8 protein-coding genes are annotated in these 12776 nt (G+C 68.8%); 5 read left to right on the top strand and 3 right to left on the bottom strand.

Going from position 1 to position 12776, the window contains the following annotated elements; translation table 11 throughout:
* Positions 1 to 61 precede the first annotated feature (61 nt).
* A complete protein-coding gene (locus tag ACIGFL_RS02730; protein WP_397496066.1) occupies positions 62 to 1429 on the top strand; it encodes a PAS domain S-box protein in 1368 nt (455 codons plus the stop codon).
* Positions 1430 to 1460: 31 nt separating this feature from the next.
* Entirely contained in the window at positions 1461 to 1640 is a 180-nt protein-coding gene (locus ACIGFL_RS02725; RefSeq protein ID WP_021443408.1) for a hypothetical protein, read from the top strand.
* A gap of 6 nt (positions 1641 to 1646) precedes the next feature.
* Here the strand turns inward: ACIGFL_RS02725 and ACIGFL_RS02720 are convergent, their stop codons facing one another.
* Entirely contained in the window at positions 1647 to 2282 is a 636-nt protein-coding gene (locus ACIGFL_RS02720; protein WP_397496065.1) for a TetR family transcriptional regulator, read from the bottom strand.
* 182 nt (positions 2283 to 2464) lie between these two features.
* On the opposite strand from ACIGFL_RS02720, the gene ACIGFL_RS02715 reads away from it, so the two are divergent.
* Genes ACIGFL_RS02715 through adeC form a run of 3 tightly spaced genes read left to right on the top strand, consistent with a single transcriptional unit; the run spans position 2465 to position 8201 of the window.
* Positions 2465 to 3613: an efflux RND transporter periplasmic adaptor subunit gene (locus ACIGFL_RS02715; protein WP_397496064.1), complete on the top strand. Its 1149-nt coding sequence runs from the start codon at positions 2465 to 2467 to the stop codon at positions 3611 to 3613.
* Between the two features lie 14 nt (positions 3614 to 3627).
* Positions 3628 to 6771: an efflux RND transporter permease subunit gene (locus ACIGFL_RS02710; protein ID WP_397496063.1), complete on the top strand. Its 3144-nt coding sequence runs from the start codon at positions 3628 to 3630 to the stop codon at positions 6769 to 6771.
* A complete protein-coding gene (gene adeC, locus ACIGFL_RS02705) occupies positions 6768 to 8201 on the top strand; it encodes an AdeC/AdeK/OprM family multidrug efflux complex outer membrane factor (protein ID WP_397496062.1) in 1434 nt (477 codons plus the stop codon). Before ACIGFL_RS02710 ends, adeC begins: the two co-directional genes overlap by 4 nt.
* Before the next feature lie 166 nt (positions 8202 to 8367).
* Here the strand turns inward: adeC and ACIGFL_RS02700 are convergent, their stop codons facing one another.
* Both ACIGFL_RS02700 and ACIGFL_RS02695 read right to left on the bottom strand, forming a co-directional pair.
* Complete coding sequence (locus ACIGFL_RS02700) at positions 8368 to 9537, bottom strand: multidrug effflux MFS transporter (RefSeq protein ID WP_397496061.1); 1170 nt, start codon at positions 9535 to 9537, stop codon at positions 8368 to 8370.
* A gap of 91 nt (positions 9538 to 9628) precedes the next feature.
* Positions 9629 to 12772: an efflux RND transporter permease subunit gene (locus tag ACIGFL_RS02695; RefSeq protein ID WP_397496060.1), complete on the bottom strand. Its 3144-nt coding sequence runs from the start codon at positions 12770 to 12772 to the stop codon at positions 9629 to 9631.
* Positions 12773 to 12776: the final 4 nt, after the last annotated feature.

The following is a 12776-nucleotide window of genomic DNA, read 5'->3' as shown; positions in this document are numbered from 1 at the left end:
CTTGCAATAGGCCAGCTAGACTTGCTGGGGCGCCCGCTGGCGCCTCAGTGCGAGTCTTGTCATGCGTCGTAAACTGGCCCACCCCCTGTATCTGACCGCCATCTACTGCGCCTTCGGCGTGCTGTGGATCGTCTTCAGCGACGGCGCGCTGCAGGCCCTGGTCGCCGACCCCGGCCTGCAGGCCGTCTGGCAGACCGCCAAGGGCCTGCTGTTCGTGGCGTTCAGCAGCCTGCTGGTGTACGCCCTGACCCGCTACGCCCTGGCCCGGCAATCGCGGCTCTACGACGCCCTGCAGTTGCGCACGCGCATGCTGCAGCAGGCGCAGCGCAACGCCGCCCTCGGCAGCTGGGACTACGACGGCCAGTTCAGCTGGGGCGAGGAGGCCCTGGAGCTGCTCGGCCAGAGCGAGGCCCAGGCGCCGCGCCATCTCGACCAGTTGCTCGCCCTGATCCATCCTGGCGACCGCCCGGCGGCGCGCCGCGCCCTGCTGGCGCTGCTGCAGGAAGGCCAGGCCCTGCACCTCAGCCTGCGCCTGCGCCAGTCGCGCGACAACGGCGAATACTGGCTGCTGCTGCACGGCGAGGCGGATCGCCCCGGCCATGCCCTCGGCACCCTGCAGAACATCAGCGCGCAGAAGCGCGACGAGCAGGCCCTGCGCGAGAGCGAGCAGCGCTTTCGCCAGCTGTTCGAGCAGACCCCGCGCATCGCCGTGCAGGGCTACGACCGCGAGCGCCGGGTGATCTTCTGGAACCCGGCCAGCGAGCAGCTGTACGGCTACCGCCTGCAGGACGCCCTCGGCCGGCGCCTGGAGGAACTGATAGTGCCGGAGGCCGAACGCCGTCAAGTGGTGGCGGCGATCCAGGCCTGGCACCTGGGCGGACCGGTGATTCCCGCCGCCGAGATCCAGCTGCAGCGCCAGGACGGCAGCCTGGTCTGGGTGTTCTCCAGCCACGTGATGCTGCGCAACAGCCGCGGCCAGGCGGAGATGTACTGCATCGACATCGACCTCACCGAGCAGCGCCGCGCCCGCGACGAGCTGCAGGTGTCCGAGCTGCGCTACCGCGAGCTGGTGCAGGAGATCGACGATGCCGTGTGCCTGACCGACAGCCAGGGCCGCCTGACCTTCCTCAACCCGGCCTGGGATCGCTTGAGCGGGCGCCCCGGCCACAGCTGCCTGGGCCTGCCGCTGGGCGACTACCTGCGGGATCCCGCGGGCGAATCGCTGCAGGCGACCATCGCCGCCCTGCTCGCGGGCCACCGCAGCCACTGGCAGGGCCCGGCCCTGCTGCTGCGCGCCGGCGCCGAACCGCTGCCGGTGAGCCTGCGCCTGGCCACCGGCAGCGAACCGCGCCACGGCCTGCACGGCAGCCTGCGCGCCGATGGTCGGCTGCTTGATCCAGGTCAGGAAACTGCCACGCCGGCGGACTAAGATTGCTGCTCCCCCCAAGAGGTGGTGCAGCATGAACATCCTCATTCAGCCGCTGAACAAGACCGGCCAGACCCTCTGGCAGGTACGTCTGGATCAACACAGCGTGAGCTTTCGCAGCGAAGGCGAGGCCCGCCAGTTCGTCGCCACCCTCGAGGCGCGCCTGCGCGCGCCACATGCCCTGCCCTGGCGGCAGCACAGCCAGGCGAGCTGAAGCAGCCTAGCCCGGGCTGCGCAATGCCGGGCTGCTGCGCAGCATGTCCAGCACCGCGTCCACCAGCGCCGGCGCCTGCGCAGCCAGGTCGAAATCGGGCACCAGCAGCCAGTTGGCTTCCACCCCTTCCATGTAGGCGTGCAGGCACACCGCCGCGCGCCGGCAGTCCAGCTGCGCCGGCAGCTGGCCGCGGCTCACCGCGTTGCCCAGGGCCCTGGCGATGCGCTGGTCGCACTCGGCGCTGAGCGCCTGCAGGCGTTCGCGCAGGCCGACCAGCTCGCCGGTGTACTCGCACTTGTAACGCAGGATGTCGTGGATGCGCCGGCTCTGCGCGTCCTGCGCCAGGCGGGTAAGGGCCTTGACCAGCAGTTCGCGCATACAGCCCAGCGGGTCCGGCTCGTCCTCGCTCTCGCTGGCCCGGGCCAGTTCTTCCAGCGGCAGACGCAGGCGTTCGAGCATGGCCTGGAACAGATCCAGCTTGTTGTCGAAATGCCAGTAGATGGCGCCGCGGCTGACCCCGGCGGCCTTGGCCACTTCCGCCAACGAGGCGCGCGAAACGCCCTGGGCGTGGAACACCCGTTCGGCGGCATCGAGTATCTGCACCCGCGTCGCCTCGGCTTCTTCTTTGGTTCGTCTGACCATTTTCCGCGCCTACCTGTATCGCCCAATAGCCTCTCGCTAGAGCGCCGGGCTGGAGTATGAAGGCAGTTTTAGGCATTTACAAACATTCACGTACGTAAGTATATTCGCCGCCATTGGTTCTCAGTTACTGCCCTCCCCGCCCCCCCTTCGGGCACCAGATTCGACAAACGAGGTCACCTCAGATGCACACGAAGCCAGCCTTCGCCGTCATGGTTTCCGCCATTGCTGCGTCCCTGCTCAGCCTCTCCGGCTGCCAGGAAGCCAGCGCCCCGCAGACCCAACAGGCCCCCGAAGTCGGGGTGGTGACGCTGCAAGCGCAACCCTACGCCCTGACCAGCGAACTGCCGGGCCGCACCAGCGCCTACCGCATCGCCGAGGTGCGCCCGCAGGTGGCCGGCATCATCCAGAAGCGCCTGTTCACCGAGGGCAGCGAGGTCAAGGCCGGTCAGCAGCTGTACCAGATCGATGCGGCAACCTATCAGGCCAGCTTCAAGAGTGCCCAGGGCACCCTGCTGTCGGCCAGCGCGCTGGCCGAGCGCTACAAGCTGCTGGTGGCCGACCAGGCCGTCAGCCAGCAGGCCTACGACGAGGCGCGCGCCGCCAGCCTGCAGGCCGAGGCGGCGCTGGAGCAGGCGCGCATCGACCTGCGCTACACCAAGGTGCTGGCGCCGATCGGCGGCCGCATCGGCCGATCCGCGGCCAGCGAAGGCGCCCTGGTGAGCAACGGCCAGAGCGCCGCCCTGGCCACCATCCAGCAGCTCGACCCGATCTACGTCGACGTCACCCAGTCGAGCAAGGAGCTGCTGCGCCTGCGCCGCGACCTGGCCAGCGGCCAGCTGCAGAAGGCCGGCGACGGCGGCGCCAGGGTCGCGCTGAAACTGGAGGACGGCAGCCGCTACGCCCACGAGGGCAGCCTGGAGTTCTCCGAAGTGGCGGTGGACGAGGGCACCGGCTCGGTGACCCTGCGCGCGGTGTTCCCCAACCCCGACCACCTGCTGCTGCCGGGCATGTTCGTGCACGCCGAGCTGCTCTCCGGGGTCAAGCGCGACGCCATCCTCGCCCCGCAGCAGGGCGTGACGCGCAACCTCAAGGGCGAGCCGGTGGCGCTGGTGGTGGACGCCGACGGCAAGGTCGAGCAGCGCCTGCTCAAGGCCGAGCGCACCGCCGGCAACGCCTGGCTGGTCGAGGAAGGCCTGGCCGAGGGCGACCGCCTGATCACCGAGGGCCTGCAGTTCATCCAGCCCGGCACCCAGGTCAAGACCGTGCCGGCGCGCAATATCAAGGCCGACGAGGTGGCGCAGGACGCCGCCCCGGGCAACGGCAAGGGCTAACGGAGCGCCACTGAATGTCCAGATTCTTTATCGACCGGCCGATCTTCGCCTGGGTCATCGCCCTGGTGATCATGCTGGCCGGCGGCCTGTCCATCCTCAAGCTGCCGATCAACCAGTACCCGAGCATCGCCGCGCCCGCGGTGGGCATCAGCGTCAGCTACCCCGGCGCCTCGGCGCAGACGGTGCAGGACACCGTGGTGCAGGTGATCGAGCAGCAGCTCAACGGCATCGACGGGCTGCGCTACATCAGCTCGTCGAGCAACTCCGACGGCAGCATGGAAATCACCGTGACCTTCGAGCAGGGGGTCAACCCGGACATCGCCCAGGTGCAGGTGCAGAACAAGCTGCAGCTGGCCACCCCGCTGCTGCCGCAGGAAGTGCAGCAGCAGGGCATCCGCGTGACCAAGGCGGTGAAGAACTTCCTGCTGGTGATCGGCGTGGTCTCCACCGACGGCAGCATGAGCAAGGACGACCTGGCCAACTACATCGTCTCCAACCTGCAGGACCCGATCTCGCGGACCAAGGGCGTCGGCGACTTCCAGGTGTTCGGCGCACAGTACGCCATGCGCATCTGGCTCGACCCGGCCAAGCTCAATGCCTTCCAGCTGACCCCGGTGGACGTGCGCAACGCGATCCAGGCGCAGAACGTGCAGATTTCCTCCGGCCAGTTCGGCGGCCTGCCCGCCTCGCCGGGCAACCAGCTCAACGCCACCATCATCGGCAAGACCCGCCTGCAGACCCCCGAGGAGTTCCGCAACATCCTGCTCAAGGTCGAGACCGACGGTTCCCAGGTGCGCCTGGGTGACGTCGCCAAGGTCGAGCTGGGCGGCGAGAACTACGCCATCAGCGCGCAGTTCAACGGCATGCCGGCCTCCGGCCTGGCGGTCAAGCTGGCCACCGGCGCCAACGCCCTGGACACCGCCAAGGCGGTGCGCGAGACCATCGCCACGCTGGAACCGTTCTTCCCGGCGGGCATGGAGGTGGTCTTCCCCTACGACACCACGCCGGTGATCTCGGCCTCCATCGAGGGGGTGGTGCACACCCTGTTCGAGGCCATCGTCCTGGTGTTCCTGGTGATGTTCCTGTTCCTGCAGAACCTGCGCGCCACCATCATCCCCACCCTGGCGGTGCCGGTGGTGCTGCTCGGCACCTTCGGCGTGCTGGCGGCGTTCGGCTTCTCCATCAACACCCTGACCATGTTCGCCATGGTCCTGGCCATCGGCCTGCTGGTGGACGACGCCATCGTGGTGGTGGAGAACGTCGAGCGTGTGATGCGCGAGGAAGGCCTGTCGCCGCTGGAGGCCACGCGCAAGTCGATGGGCCAGATCCAGGGCGCGCTGGTGGGCATCGCCCTGGTGCTGTCGGCGGTGTTCCTGCCGATGGCCTTCTTCGGCGGCTCCACCGGGGTGATCTACCGGCAGTTCTCCATCACCATCGTCTCGGCCATGGCCCTGTCGGTGCTGGTGGCGCTGATCTTCACCCCGGCGCTGTGCGCCACCCTGCTCAAGCCCATCGCCAAGGGCGAGCACCACGAGAAGAAGGGGTTCTTCGGCTGGTTCAACCGCAAGTTCGAGCGCAGCTCGGACGCCTACCAGCGCGGCGTGACCGCCATGCTCAAGCGCAAGGCGCCGTACCTCGTGCTGTACCTCGCTATCGTCGCTGTGATGGCCTTTATGTTCACCCGCATCCCCACCGCCTTCCTCCCCGAGGAAGACCAGGGCGTGCTGTTCGCCCAGGTGCAGACCCCGGCCGGCTCCAGCGCCGAGCGCACCCAGGCGGTGGTCGACGAGATGCGCCAGTACCTGCTGGACGAGGAAAGCAGCACGGTGAAATCGGTGTTCACCGTCACCGGCTTCAACTTCGCCGGTCGCGGGCAGAGCTCGGGCATGGCCTTCATCATGCTCAAGCCCTGGGGTGAACGGCCCGGCGCGGAGAACGGCGTGGCCGCCCTGGCCCAGCGCGCGCAGCAGCACTTCTTCAGCTTCCGCGACGCCATGGTGTTCGCCTTCGCCCCGCCGGCGGTGATGGAGCTGGGCAACGCCACCGGCTTCAACCTGTTCCTCCAGGATCAGGCCGGCGTCGGCCACGAGGTGCTCAACCAGGCGCGCGACCAGTTCCTCCAGCTGGCCAACCAGCACCCGACGCTGACCAGCGTGCGCGCCAACGGCCTGCGCGACGAGCCGCAGTACCAGCTGCTGATCGACGACGAGAAGGCCAGCGCCCTCGGCCTGTCGCTGGCGGACATCAACAACACCCTGTCGATCGCCTGGGGCGCCAGCTACGTCAACGACTTCATCGACCGCGGCCGGGTGAAGAAGGTCTACCTGCAGGGCGTGTCCTCGGCGCGCATGAGCCCGGAAGACCTGAACAAGTGGTACGTGCGCAACGCCGCCGGGCAGATGGTGCCGTTCAGCGCCTTCGCCAGCGGCGAGTGGACCTATGGGCCGCCCAAGCTGAGCCGCTACAACGGCGTGTCGGCGGTGGAAATCCTCGGCGCGCCGGCGCCCGGCTTCAGCTCGGGCGACGCCATGGCCGCGGTGGAGGAAATCGCCAAGCAGCTGCCCGAAGGCGTCGGCTACGCCTGGACCGGGCTGTCCTACGAGGAACGCCTGTCCGGCTCGCAGGCCCCGGCGCTGTACGCCCTGTCGCTGCTGGTGGTGTTCCTCTGCCTGGCGGCGCTGTACGAGAGCTGGTCGATCCCGTTCTCGGTGATGCTGGTGGTGCCGCTGGGGATCATCGGCGCGCTGCTGGCCACCTACGGCCGCGGGCTGTCCAACGACGTGTTCTTCCAGGTCGGCCTGCTCACCACCATCGGCCTGTCGGCGCGCAACGCGATCCTTATCGTCGAGTTCGCCAAGGCCCAGTACGAGCAGGGCATGAGCTTCACCGAGGCGGCCATCGAGGCCTGCCGCATGCGTCTGCGCCCGATCATCATGACCTCGCTGGCGTTCATCCTCGGCGTGCTGCCGCTGGCCATCGCCAGCGGCGCCGGCGCCGGCAGCAAGCACGCCATCGGTACCGGGGTGATCGGCGGCATGCTCAGCGCCCTGGTGCTGGCGATCTTCTGGATTCCGCTGTTCTACGTGCTGGTCTGCTCGCTGTTCGAGAAGAAGAAAACCGAGCCAGCCGGCGAAACCGAAAAGGAGGCGCTGCAGTGAGGCAGTCCCTGTTGACCCTGGCCGTGACCGCCGCCCTGCTCGGCGGCTGCAGCCTGATTCCCGATTACCAGCGCCCGGACGCCCCGCTGGCCGCCGACTGGCCGCAGGGCGAGGCCTATGGCAGCGCCGCGGCCGAAGGCGAACGCGCCGCCGCCGACCTGCAGTGGCGCGAGTTTTTCCGCGACCCGGCGCTGCAGCAGCTGGTGCAGCTGGCGCTGGAAAACAACCGCGACCTGCGCGTGGCCGCACTCAACGTCGAGGCCTACCGCGCGCTGTACCGCATCCAGCGCAGCGAGCTGCTGCCTTCTGTCTCTGCCGACGGCAGCGGCACCCGCCAGCGCCTGCCGGCCGACCTCAGCCAGAACGGCGCGGCCAACACCGGCGGCCAGTACAGCGCGACCCTGGGGGTGAATGCCTGGGAGCTGGATTTCTTCGGCCGCATCCGCAGCCTCAACGAGCAGGCGCTGGAACAGTACCTGGCCACCGAACAGGCGGCGCGCAGCACCCAGATCAGCCTGGTGGCCAGCGTCGCCAGCGCCTACCTGCAATGGCAGGCCGATCTGGCCCTGCTGCAGCTGACCCGGGACACGCTGGCGACCTACGAAGACAGCTACCGCCTGACCCAGCGCAGCTTCGACGTCGGCGTCGCCGATGCCCTGGCCCTGAGCCAGGCGCGCAGCGCGGTGGACAGCGCGCGGGTGAGCCTGGCGCAGTACCAGCGCCTGGTGGCGCAAGATCGCAACGCCCTGACCCAACTGCTCGGCACCGGCCTGCCGGACGACCTGCCGCAGGGCCTGGCGCTGGACGCCGAGCTGCTCGAGAGCGTGCCGGCCGGGCTGCCGTCGGATCTGCTGCAACGGCGCCCCGACCTGCTGCAGGCCGAGCACCAGCTCAAGGCGGCCAACGCCAATATCGGCGCGGCGCGCGCGGCCTTCTTCCCCAGCGTCAGCCTCACCGCCAATGCCGGCACCGCCAGCAGCCAGCTGTCCGGGCTGTTCGACGGCGGCTCCGGCACCTGGCTGTTCCAGCCCAGCATCAGCCTGCCGATCTTCAACGCCGGGCGCCTGCGCGCCAACCTCGACTACGCCGAGCTGCAGAACGACATCCAGGTGGCGCAGTACGAGAAGGCCATCCAGGTCGCCTTCCAGGAAGTCGCCGACCGCCTCGCCGCCCGCACCACCTACCGCGAGCAGCTGGCGGCCCAGCGCGCCCTGCTGGACACCACCGAGACCTACTACCAACTGGCCGAACGCCGCTACCGCACCGGGGTCGACAGCTACCTGACCCTGCTCGACGCCCAGCGCCAGCTGTTCAGCGTGCGCCAGCAGCTGATCGGCGACCGCCTGGCCCAGCTCGCCAGCGAAGTGGAACTGTACAAGGCACTTGGCGGCGGCTGGAACGCCGATACGGGCACTGCCCCGCAAGGTTGATCGCGCGTACCCCGCATCACGGACGAGCCTTATCCCACGCGCCGCCCCCGCAGTTATTGCGGGGGCGTTTTTCTATTCAGGCCATACGCGCGGTAGCTGTCGATACGTCGATCTACCCATTCGCCCGTCCGGGGAGAGGGGGTAGCCCGCACCGACGCCCCTCTTATCAACCGGCATAGTGCCGACTCCGCCAGGCGAAGGCGCAGGTCCCGGCGCCGCACAGCGCGATTACCAGGGCCATGGGCGCCGCCGTGCCGTCGTGCAGGGCGCCGACCAGGGCCGAGGCGCTGGCCGCCACGCTGAACTGCAGGCTGCCGAGTAGCGCCGAGGCGCTGCCGGCGTGTTCGCCCTGGCCGGCCATGGCGCAGGCGGTGGCGTTGGGCAGGATGCTGCCCAGGCTGGCGACGCAGACGAACAGCGGCACCAGCAGCGGCCACAGGCTGGCCGGCTGCCAGGCCGCCAGCCCCAGCAGCGCCAGGCCGCTGGCCAGGTACAGCGGCGCCATGCGCCGCAACCAGCGGCCCGGCCCGCCACGGCGCACCAGGCGCGCATTGACCTGTGCCATCAGCACGAAACCGGCGGCGTTGCTGCCGAACAGCCAGCCGTAGTGCTCGGCCGGCACCCCGTACAGCTCGATGAAGACGAAAGGCGAACCGGCGATATAGGCGAACATCCCGGCCATCGCCACGCCGCCGGCCAGCGAATAGGTGATGAAGGCGCCATTGCCCAGCAGCACCCGGTACTGCCCCAGCGCCCCGCGCAGCGGCGCCGGCGCCAGACCTCGCGGCCGCGTTTCCGGCAGCCACAGCAACACCGCCAGCAGGCACAGGCCGGCGAACAGCGCCAGGCTGTGGAAGATCCACGGCCAGCCCAGGGTGCCGAGCAGCAGGCCGCCGCCCAGCGGCGCGAGGATAGGCGCCAGGCCCATCACCAGCATCAGTTGCGAGAACACCTTGGCCGAGGTCAGCGGGTCGCACAGATCACGCACCACCGCGCGGGTCACCACCATGCCGGCACAGCCGCCCAGGGCCTGGACGAAGCGCGCGCCGATCAGCCATTCCAGGCTCGGCGCCAGGGCGCAGGCCAGCGACGCCGCGGTGAACAGCGCCACCCCCAGCAGCAGCGGGCCGCGCCGACCGTAGCGGTCGGCCAGCGGTCCGTAGAACAGCTGACCGAGGGCGATGCCGACGAAGTAGGCGGCCAGCGACAGCTGCACCTGCTCGACATCGGTGGCGAACTGCTGGGCCAGGGTCGGGAAACTCGGCAGGTAGAAATCGATGGCCAGCGGGCCGAAGGCGCACAGCGCGCCGAGAATCAGCAGGAGGCGAAGGTTCATGGACAGTCCGGACATTTATTAGCCGGCTAATCATCTCATCGGGACACCGCCCGAGAAAGGCCCGGGCCGCTGCTCGCGGCCCGGGCAGGGCTCAGCGCTGGTCGGCCTCTTCGCCCTGTTCGACCTTGCCGCGTCGGCTCAGGCGCTGCGCGGCGGACTCCACCAGCAGGTAGAACATGGGGATCAGGAAGGTCGCCAGCAATGTGGCGGCGAGCATGCCGCCGATCACCCCGGTGCCGATCGAGTGGCGGCTGGCCGAACCGGCACCCGAGCTGATCGCCAGCGGCACGCAGCCGAGGATGAAGGCCAGCGAGGTCATCACGATGGGGCGAAACCGCAGCTTGGCCGCCTCCAGCGCCGAGTCGAAGATGCCCTTGCCCTCGGCGCGCAGCAGCACGGCGAACTCGACGATGAGGATGGCGTTCTTCGCCGCCAGGCCGATCAGGGTGACCAGGCCGACCTGGAAGTACACGTCGTTCTGGATGCCGCGCAGCCACACCGCGAGGATCGCGCCGAACACCGCGAAGGGCACCGCGGTGACCACCGCCAGCGGCAGGGTCCAGCGTTCGTACTGGGCGGCGAGGATAAGGAACACCAGGATCAGGCCGAAGACGAAGGCCTGGGTGCCCGACCCCTGAGTGGCCAGCTCCTGGAAGGCCGAGCCGATCCAGCCCAGGCTGTAGTCCTCGCCGAGCACCTGGTCGGCCACCTCCTGCATCGCCGCCAGCGCCTGCCCCGAGCTGTAGCCGGGCGCCGGGCCGCCGAGCACCTTGGCCGAGGGGTAGACGTTGAAGCGGTCGTAGGAGTCCGGACCGAGGATGCGCCGCACCCGCAGCAGGCTGGACAGCGGAATCAGCTCGCCGGCGCTGGAGCGCACGTAGACCTGGCCGAGGTCCTCCGGCTTGCGGCGAAACTCCGCCTCCGACTGCAGGCTGACCTGCCAGGTACGCCCGTAGAGGGTGAAGTCGTTGACGTAGTAGCTGCCGAAGGTGGCCTGCATGGCGGTGAACACGTCGCTGACGCTCACTCCCAGGGCACGGGTCTTGGTGCGGTCGAGGTCGATGTAGTACTGCGGCACATTGGCGCTGAAGGTGCTCTGCACCCCGGCCAGTTCCGGGCGCTGGCTGGCGGCCTGGACGAAGGCCTGGACCTTGGCGCCGAGCGCCTCGACGCTGCCGCCGGAGCGGTCCTGGATATAGGCCTCGAAGCCGCCGGTGGTGCTCATGCCGGTGATCGGCGGCGGGTTGAACGACAGCACCAGGCCGTCCTTCTGCGCCGCGCCCATGCCCATGAATTCGCGGGTCAGGTTGCGCGCATCCAACTCGGGCGTGGTGCGCTCGCTCCAGTCCTTGAGCGGCACGAAGGACACCCCGGCGTTGCTGCGCACGCCGAAGGTGAGCACGTCGAAACCGGCGAAGGTGACCACGTCCTGCACCGCCGGATGCTCCATCAGTTGCTGGGTCACCGCGCCGCTGAGCGCGTCGGTGCGGTTGAGCGAGGCCGCCGGCGGCAGGTAGTAGGCGTTGATCACATAGCCCTGATCCTCGTCCGGCACCAGCGAGCCGGGCACCCGCGCGAACAGCAGCACGATCAGGCCGATCATCCCGCCGAACAGCAGCAGGCCCACGGCCGAGCGCTTGAGGAAGAAACGCACGCCGGCGCCGTAGCCCTCGGTGGCCTTGTCGAAGAAGCGGTTGAAGGCACGAAACGGCGCCGCCGGCTCGTGATGGCCGGGCTTGAGCAGCAACGCGCAGAGCGCCGGACTCAGGGTCAGGGCGACTATGCCGGAGATCACCACCGACACCGCGATGGTGATGGCGAACTGTTTGTACATCTGCCCGGCCAGGCCGCCGAGGAAGCCAACCGGAATGAACACCGCGCAGAGCACCAGGACGATGGCGATGATCGGCCCGGTGACCTCCTCCATCGCCTCGATGGCCGCCTCGCGCGCATTGAGGTGCTTGGTGCGCATCACCCGCTCGACGTTCTCGATCACCACGATGGCGTCGTCCACCACGATGCCGATGGCCAGCACCATGCCGAACAGGGTCAGCAGGTTGATGGAAAAGCCCAACAGGTACATGCCGGCGAAGGTGCCCACCAGCGACACCGGGATGGCCAGCACCGGGATCAGCGTGGCGCGCCAGTTCTGCAGGAACACGAAGACCACCAACACCACCAGCACCAGGGCCTCGAAGAAGGTGTGGATCACCTCCTCGATGGACACCCGGACGAACTTGGTGGTGTCGTAGGGGATCTTGTAGGCGATGCCCTCGGGAAAGCGCTGCGCCAGGCGCTGCATGGTGCGCTCCACCGCCTCGGCGGTGTCCAGGGCGTTGGCGCCGGGCTGCAGGTAGATGCCGAAGGCGGCGTTCTGCTGGCCGTTCAAGGTAGTCACCAGGGAGTAGTCCTGGGCGCCCAGTTCGACCCGCGCCACATCCTTGAGCAGCAGGCTGGCGCCGGTGGCGTCGCTGCGCAGGATCACGCTCTCGAACTCCCTGGGGTCGGTGAAGCGGCCCTGGGTGGTCACCGTGTAGGTGAAGTCCTGCGCCTCCTTGAGCGGCTGCTGGCCGAAGCTACCGGCGGCGAACTGCGAGTTTTGCTCGCGGATGGCATTCACCACGTCGGTGGGAGTCAGGTCGTACTGCGCCAGCTTGTCCGGGCGCAGCCAGATGCGCATGGAGTAGTCCTTGGAACCGAACTGGCTGGCGTCGCCCACCCCGGGCAGGCGCTTGAGCTCGTCGATCACGTTGATCAGCGCGTAGTTGCTGATGAAGATCGGGTCGCGCGAATCGTCCGGCGAATAGAGGGTGATCACCTGGAGGATGTCCGAGGACTTCTTCTCCACGTTGACCCCCTGCCGGCGCACCTCCTCGGGCAGCTTGGCCTGGGCGGCCTGCACCCGGTTGTTGACGTCGATGGTGGCCTGGTCGGGGTCGGTGCCCACCTCGAAGTACACGGTCAGGCTCATGGCGCCGCTGCTGGAGGAGTTGGACAGCTGGTAGATCATGCCCTCGACGCCGTTGATCTCCTGCTCCAGCGGCGCCGCCACGGTCTCGGCGATGACCTGGGCGCTGGCGCCGGGATAGGCAGCCGAAACCGAGACCTGCGGCGGCAGGATCTCCGGGTACTGGGCAATCGGCAGGGCGCGCATGGCGGCCAGGCCGGCGAGCACGATGACGATGGAAATAACGGTGGCGAACACCGGGCGGTCGATGAAGAAGCGCGAGATCATGGCG

It is taken from the genome of Pseudomonas sp. NPDC077649 (assembly GCF_044542855.1).
In the GTDB taxonomy this organism is placed as follows: domain Bacteria; phylum Pseudomonadota; class Gammaproteobacteria; order Pseudomonadales; family Pseudomonadaceae; genus Aquipseudomonas.
The sequence above is the reverse complement of the archived record's forward strand: the minus strand, read 5'-3'. Positions and strand labels throughout refer to the sequence as shown.

Excerpts from the sequence above, each read along its gene's own strand:
- ACIGFL_RS02730 (WP_397496066.1), top strand. The coding sequence starts at position 62 with ATGCGTCGTAAACTGGCCCACCCCCTGTATCTGACCGCCATCTACTGC.
- ACIGFL_RS02725 (WP_021443408.1), top strand. The coding sequence starts at position 1,461 with ATGAACATCCTCATTCAGCCGCTGAACAAGACCGGCCAGACCCTCTGG.
- ACIGFL_RS02720 (WP_397496065.1), bottom strand. The coding sequence starts at position 2,282 with ATGGTCAGACGAACCAAAGAAGAAGCCGAGGCGACGCGGGTGCAGATA.
- ACIGFL_RS02715 (WP_397496064.1), top strand. The coding sequence starts at position 2,465 with ATGCACACGAAGCCAGCCTTCGCCGTCATGGTTTCCGCCATTGCTGCG.
- ACIGFL_RS02710 (WP_397496063.1), top strand. The coding sequence starts at position 3,628 with ATGTCCAGATTCTTTATCGACCGGCCGATCTTCGCCTGGGTCATCGCC.
- ACIGFL_RS02700 (WP_397496061.1), bottom strand. The coding sequence starts at position 9,537 with ATGAACCTTCGCCTCCTGCTGATTCTCGGCGCGCTGTGCGCCTTCGGC.
- ACIGFL_RS02695 (WP_397496060.1), bottom strand. The coding sequence starts at position 12,772 with ATGATCTCGCGCTTCTTCATCGACCGCCCGGTGTTCGCCACCGTTATT.